At 50.8% G+C, this 6660-nt stretch carries 4 protein-coding genes and 1 other RNA gene; 2 read left to right on the forward strand and 3 right to left on the reverse strand.

Annotation, left to right across the window (positions count from 1 at the left end):
* Positions 1–2 precede the first annotated feature (2 nt).
* From ffs to AB1656_05580, 3 genes are all read right to left on the reverse strand, one after another.
* An RNA gene (gene ffs, locus AB1656_05570) (signal recognition particle sRNA large type) lies at positions 3–267 on the reverse strand.
* 68 nt (positions 268–335) lie between these two features.
* Positions 336–1085 carry a peptidylprolyl isomerase gene (locus AB1656_05575; protein MEW6234837.1) on the reverse strand — a complete coding sequence of 250 codons (750 nt, stop codon included), beginning with the start codon at positions 1083–1085 and terminating at the stop codon, positions 336–338.
* An 80-nt stretch (positions 1086–1165) separates the two neighbouring features.
* The gene (locus tag AB1656_05580; protein MEW6234838.1) at positions 1166–1420 is read right to left on the reverse strand and encodes a hypothetical protein; all 255 of its coding nucleotides are present in this window, start codon (positions 1418–1420) and stop codon (positions 1166–1168) included.
* Between the two features lie 535 nt (positions 1421–1955).
* Here AB1656_05580 and AB1656_05585 point away from each other — a divergent pair.
* Positions 1956–5108, forward strand: a complete 3153-nt coding sequence (locus AB1656_05585) for a hypothetical protein (GenBank protein ID MEW6234839.1) — start codon at positions 1956–1958, stop codon at positions 5106–5108.
* 175 nt (positions 5109–5283) lie between these two features.
* Positions 5284–6543 (forward strand): hypothetical protein, encoded by a 1260-nt coding sequence (locus AB1656_05590; protein MEW6234840.1) that lies wholly within the window; start codon positions 5284–5286, stop codon positions 6541–6543.
* The last annotated feature ends 117 nt before the right edge of the window (positions 6544–6660 follow it).

Raw genomic sequence — 6660 nt, forward strand, 5'->3', positions numbered from 1 at the left:
GGGTGTGCACCCTCTCGTTGAAGCAACGGATCCAAGCGCCACCGAGCAGGCGGCTCCCGCCGGGCTGCCCCATTGCACATGCCGGTTTCCGCTTAAGGCTGCTTCCTTTCGGATCTGACCTGGTTCACGAGCCGTCATTGCATGGGACCCAACGATCAACGCTCCTTACTCGGCGCTGCCTCACAGCCGTCCCCCGAAGAAAGGGAATTCAGCCCTGCTGGAGCGGGTTGCAGGTACAGGGAACCGCTGCCTCCCCGCCTAGCACACCCTTGTTGGTTTACAAGTACATTCCATTTTCCAATTCGGCAATATCGCCGGATCGGCCAATGCCTGGTTTACTGCGATTTCGTTTGTTGATATTCGCCCCATGTCGTAATGACGACGTTCTTGATCGCCACCGGATTAATGGGCCGATCCCCGCGGTTTTTCGTTTCCGGAACGATGGGAGCCGTAACGATTTTATCCACGACTTCCAATCCCTCTAAGGTTTCGCCAAAGACGGTGTATTTTCCGTCCAAGGAAGGATAAGGGACTTGGCAGATGAAAAACTGGCTGCCTGCGCTATTGGGATCGCTGGATCGAGCCATGGAAAGCGTTCCCCGGATATGGGGCTTATTGTTGAATTCCGCTGGAACCGTAGATCCCGGTCCTCCCATTCCCCAGCTGGAGACATCGGCGGTTTTCGTATTGGGATCTCCGCCTTGAATCATAAAACCGGGGATAATGCGATGGAATTTGGTTCCATTATAAAAGCCGGAGCGGGCCAATTGAACGAAATTCTCCACATGTTTCGGCGCAACGTCGGGGAAAAAACCCAGAACGATGACTCCCGCGTCGGTATCCAGTACGGCGACCTCTCGATGGTTTGGATTGTTCATATTTATGTCTTCCTGATCGGCGGCCGCACTGGCGGAGGGAGTATCCGCCGCCGCGGGCGCCGGTGATGATTCGGAAGCCGGAGCTGGGGCCGCCGTCGCCGTTGGCTCTATGACGGCGATTTGCTCTGTGGAATTATCCATTGCGCACGAAATGGTTAAAGTCAAACAAGCCATTGCGGCCAATAAAACCAAACAACGCTTACTCATTTATCATCCTCCGATGGCGATAACGCTTTTCGGCAATACATAGTAATCCATTCTTATTGTTGATGCAGCGCAGCGCTTCCTTACGGTTTGGGAGTTTCCACCGCCGCTGGAACCGGGGTAGCTTCCGCAGGTTGTTCAGGAGCCACTGTGGGCGCTGGAGCCTCTTCCGCTGCGGGAGCCGCTGTAGGAGTTGCTTCAACTGCGGCGCTCTGTTCGACCGTCTCCGTCTTCGCCGCCGAATCGGCATCCTTAGCCGCTTCTTCTTGTGGAGCGCAGGAGATCATAAAAGCAAAACACGCCGCTATCGCCAATAAACCGAACCAACGTTTGCTCATTTTCTTAAACCTCCGATTTTCATAGATATTTTTCGTTGGTTCTTCCGAGGAAGAACCAATTGTATTCAAGCAACCTATTTTAACTCATTTTCTCCAAAAAGGAGAAGTCAACACGGTTAAACTACTCATTCATCCATGAATAAACAAGGGTTTACATTATTTTCCATGATGAACGATAAGCCTTGTTTTTTATCGATTTGCGAAAAATAATCCTCACTTTTTTCAAAATGATAAATACGGAAAATCATAAAAATTTATTTTTTCCATAACAATTATCCCAAGTTGCCTGCCGTCAAAGTATTAGAACAGCGTTAACGATTGGGAGAATGTTGGCGCGCCTTTGGCTATATCTATCCATACCTATGGCTTTGTCTTGATTGCCAATGCCGATGAAAATCGATGGCGCCGATCCATTAAGAACGCCATTTCATTCTCATCGCCCTTTTGTAATGGGGAGGATTGGATGAGATTCATCATAATTCCGATCTTTTTAATCTCATTCCTTCATAACGCGGATTCCGCCGAGATATTACGGATGAGGCATTATCTGGAAGAGCATTTTCTCGGCGCATGGGGAAATAGCAGACCACTTCATCAAGGCGCCCAATCGTCTGAATACGCAAATACGCCGGAAATATTTCATAAACGAACGTTTTTTTGGGATATAACCATAGACGCTAGCCAGTCTCCCGCAAAACTCTTTCGCAAAAATCACCGTAATATGGAAACCGTCGCGGAAGAATGGGGCGTCTTGCCGGATAATGAAGATTATTCCCAACCGCTTTCCGCTCATGGAAAACTATGGATACTTGTATCGCATGAAGAAAAATGGACGTTGTACAGCGCGCCTCTTGCGCAAGAGAAAGCCTCGTGGTCGCCACATGCCGTCGATATTCACGGGGATATCAAGACGTTCGCCGCCGATCGCAACAATGATCCCGTCGTAATCGCCGATTCCGAAGGTTATTTAAAAATAACGGGGAAATTCACGGGAGGCGGCGGCGGGATCGCGTGGGAAAAACCTGAAAAAATTTCTGTATCCGAATACAACGCTTTCTTGAAAGCTAACGCCGTCCTTGAAGGAAATGAGGAAATGTACGGCGAGTTCGATTTGCATCGTCAAGGCGCAATGCTGGCGCTGGCCTGGAAAACCGCCGCCGACGGCGGCGCGAAAATTCGATATCGCGTCAGCAAAGGGCCTGACGAACCGTATGGAGCCTGGCGAACTCCAACCGGCAGCCATTCCGCCAAACTCGACGAAACAGCCCAATTCTTGCAATACCATTTAACGACAGCCATGGAAGACGAACAGGGGAAAAGAATCTGGCCGGATATCCAATTATCGTATCGATTCGAAGATTCAGGCGCAGGACGTCCATTGCCCCTACGCTTGGACACTGGTGGATCGTCTTCGGTGAGCGTTAATAATTTGGATTTTCCTCAGGATAAACAATCCCCATCGGCGAATGAACAAGAGAAACCTTCCATACCGGATCTTAGCGAAACGAATCCGCCCAGCGGCGATTCTCAAGAAAAACCAAAAAGGGATAAGTCAGATAATCCCGAAAAAACATCGAGCGATGCGCCGTCAAATGCTCCGGACAATAATCATCCGCAGAATAAAGATCGAAGCGATTCGAATCCTCACAATCCCAACGAATCGGATAATTCGAAGCAAGATAAGCCATTGCAAAATACTCCGCATAACCAGCCGCAACGATCGATTCAATCTCCCTACGAACCGGACGGCGATCCTAACAGCGGCGGAGAAAAAGCCCCAGCGCCGCAATCTTCGCCGAATCCCTCGATGAAGCAGGGAACTACAGCCACGAATCCGCCGACAGATCAAAAAGCGCCATCATGTCCAGAAAAAAAGGAAACGCCGAATCGCCGGGAAAAGGACAATCCTTCCGAACCAAGCAATGGGAATAATGGAGAAGATAGTTCCGGCGGCCAAGGCGCTTCTCCAACATCAACTCCAAATTCAGCGAGTAACGTAGGGCAAGGCGGCGTAGCGTCCAGAGGCGATGGTGGAAACGGTTCGGCGGGAAGTGAGAGCCATCCTTCATCATCGCCCAAATCCCCCACTCATAACCATCCCGATTCCATACCTTATTCTCCCATCATGGCCGTAAATTCACCTTCACAAGGAAACAATAACGAAAAACAACAGAACGAACCGGCGGATGGCGGTAATCATAACGCCGCCGCTGGAGATCAAGGCGAAGCATCAAGCGGAACAAAGAATCCCGCTGCGGATTCCAATACGAATAAGAATCATCCCGGCAAGAAAGACCTGGGAAGTTCGAGCGGGGACGCCCCTGTTGGACCAGAGACAGAGGAAGATGGTTTTCATCCCGGCCATCAAGGCGGCGGCGGCGCTGCTGGAGAGGAAGGCGAAAGCCAAGAGAGCCAAAGAGCGCCTTCCGCTGAACTTCCCGGGTCGAGGCCATTCCAACAGCCTTATTTACAACGGGAGACGAACAGTCCGATAACAGCGGGGGGAGGAAGCGGCGGGGGTGCGGGTCGATCCATCGTTCATGCGACGGCGGCGAGTCTGGGGCGGATAAAAAATCCAGATAGAAAAACAAATCCATCGCCGCTTGGTAAAAGAATACTTCCTGGTTGCCTGGGATTCTTACTTTTCTTTTTGATTTGGCGAAAAAAGAAACAAGAAGAAGCGAATTCATCCCAACTCCATCAAGCAGTCGATTCCTCTAGCGCCGCTTGCGCTCCGGACGCGGAGAAATGGAGTTCTTTTCTGCAAGAAAATGATTCCGCGCATGATTTGGGTTGGGACAAAATATGTTCCTTCGATTCTCGCCTAATCGCCTTGAGCGTATCAGGTGAACGGGCAGCGTTGATGAAAGACGATGGGCGGTTATGGACGGGTTCCAGCCGATATCTATTCGAAGGGTGCGATGGCAAGGAGGAAAACGCGGTTTTAACGTTGTCGGGAAATTTGGATCGCCAGGCGAAAAACGCTTGTCTGGCTTTGGGAAAGAATGAGTTCTACATCGCAGCAGAAGACAGGCGAGGCCGATCCTTGTCGAAAGCATTCGCTATATCGCCGGATGGGAGCGAACTTTCGCGTAAATTCGCAGCGCCAAAAGAATTGAAATCACTCCAACGCTTATGTCTGGTTGGAAAGCGCATTCTGGCGGCGGGATTCTCCACCGATGAAATGAAAGTATTCGAAGCCTCAATAGGGCCGGAAAAAATCGGTCATTGGCAAGAGATGCGTCCCGAAGGATTGAAGGAGGGAAAAATCGTCGCCGTTTCGTCGGGTTCCGATACGTTAGTCGCGGGAACTCCCGCCAATGATCCCCACACTCTATGGTTATACGAAAAATCGGCGAAAGGCTGGCGCCCCTTAGCAACAATAGATTATCGCGGCGATGAGATTCTGCTCTATTCCGAACCAAAGCGGTGTTTCATGATGGATCGGACAGCTGGAGATAAAACCTTCCGCTTCCAAGCATTTACGAGGGACGAGAAAGGGCAGTTTACGGGAAAGCTCGCCAGAACCTTAGAACTTCCAGGAGATTTTTCCCTTTCTGCAATGAATATATGGGAAGGACGGTTGATTCTCATGGGCCGAGAGAATACCTCCTCCCACTCGAGGTTGATATTTCTAGCGGGACGTCTGCGGGAATTTTTGAAGATGAACATCCAAACCGCCGCATAGCTAGGTAGCAATGTAGGGTAGACTCAAAGCGAAGCGCAGCCCGCCTTTATTCCTTTCACATTTTTTATCCAAATCGCTAAAAATATTTTTGATATTTTTGCCGATAAGGCTTGACCTATTTTTTTTTCATTATCGTCAGCATAATAATTATCATATCGTACAGGAGGCGTTGGATATGAGCAGATTTCAACTATTTCTGCTTACTGGCTCTATTTTTTCTCTCTTAATCTGCGGGGAATTAGCGTGTGCGGCGCAAATGTACGAAGGCCCCATCTCCGCCGATTTTCGTGACTTGGCGCTCAACGCCGTGGAAAAATCCAACGACGCCGACGCCGTGAATAAGGGGTTGGACGATCTGGTGAAATACTCCAACACGCCGGACGAGAATTCCCAGGCGTTAGCGGCGGTGGATGCTTTGCTAGGGGATGTGGATAAAGATTCCTACCTCTTCAGCCAGGCTACCTTGACCAAGGCTAAGTTTCTCAAACGGCTGGGACGCGGAGGCAAAGCAATCGCCCTCTTCAATGACGGCATCGCCCGCCATTGGAAGAACGCCCTGCTGCGCTATTCCGAAAGTCTGATCGAAAGCGGCGAACTGGTGGACGCTTGCGCCCTCGAATACCGCCGCGTCGTCGCCGAAGAGCCGTATGCGTTCTATCGCGGCGAGCAGGAGGACTTTTTTATCTTCATCACGCTGCTGAAACTGATGAAGAGCGACAATGCCGGAGCGATGGCGATGAATTCGGTCTATCCGCCGCTGGCGCCGTCGGCCAAGCATCCGCAAGCGCATAAGATCGCGCAAGCGCTCTGCCTGGCAAATGATGGGCGCTACGACGAAGCGGTAAGCGCTTTGCAAGAGGCCGACGCCGAGCTGGCGCAGAGACGCGAAACGCGGGAAGACAAGAGCCTGGACGAATACCGCAATGTCCCCCTCTATCTTACATCCGCCCGGCTGGCAATGGGGGATACCAACGCAGCGGGCGCCGATTTCGCCGAATTCATGAAGCGCAACGCCGGCGATTGGAAATACATCTACCCCTGCGCCATGCGCATCGTACGCGACCTGGAAATGGACGTGCATCGCGACCTGCCCAAGGCGCAAGTCATCACCAAGCAACTGCTGGACAGCGACATGATTAATAATGAAGAGATCAGAGCAACATTTTCCGCCGACGACATCGCCGGACTCTATGACCTGCATCACCAAAGCTTAGCCTGGGGCGGCGATTTGGATGGCGGGGCGAAAATCTGCAAGTTCGTCATGGATAACTACTACCCCCAAACCCTGGCGGGCGCCAACTGCGCCATGAACTGGGCGCGTTACATCTCATGGCATGACAAAAAGGTCAATGAGGCGGAGCAGATTCTGCTCGAAATTTTGGAGAAATCCCCGTTTCACGAAATCCGATGCTGGGTGAATCATAGCCTAGCGTGAGTTTATTATAAGACTGAAGTTTCAGAATCGATAGAGAGCCGTAACCAATTGATTTATAGATGGTTACGGTTTTCTTTTTCGCCGTTTGTTATGTATACACTGAATTAATTTTGCAAA

Source organism: Candidatus Omnitrophota bacterium, from assembly GCA_040755155.1.
Lineage (GTDB): Bacteria > Hinthialibacterota > Hinthialibacteria > Hinthialibacterales > Hinthialibacteraceae > JBFMBP01.